2 rRNA genes are annotated in these 366 nt (G+C 49.4%); both read left to right on the forward strand.

The features are described 5' to 3' along the window. Nucleotides 1–148, forward strand: a 23S ribosomal RNA gene (locus AB4Z19_RS30500); the annotation flags it as partial. A 111-nt stretch (nucleotides 149–259) separates the two neighbouring features. Further along, nucleotides 260–366 (forward strand): 5S ribosomal RNA (gene rrf, locus AB4Z19_RS30505); the annotation flags it as partial.

The raw sequence follows: 366 nt of genomic DNA on the forward strand, positions 1-366 counted from the left end.
TTAAGATGAGATTTCCCTTAAGATGAGATTTCCCGGAGCCTTGAGCTCYTTGAAGGGTCGTTCGAGACCAGGACGTTGATAGGTCAGGTGTGGAAGTGCAGTAATGCATTAAGCTAACTGATACTAATTGCCCGTACGGCTTGTCCCTATAACCTTGCCGGTTATGYGCACTTGCCTGTGTTTGAATGATTGAGTTTTACCCYACTTACTTCTTCCGGATTGCGCATCGCGTTGAGCCAACGCGGTGCTACMAGTTATGCCTGATGACCATAGCAAGTCGGTCCCACCCCTTCCCATCCCGAACAGGACCGTGAAACGACTTTGCGCCGATGATAGTGCTGCAACCAGTGTGAAAGTAGGTTATCG

The organism is Pseudoduganella sp. RAF19 (assembly GCF_052114165.1).
Classification (GTDB): domain Bacteria; phylum Pseudomonadota; class Gammaproteobacteria; order Burkholderiales; family Burkholderiaceae_D; genus Rugamonas.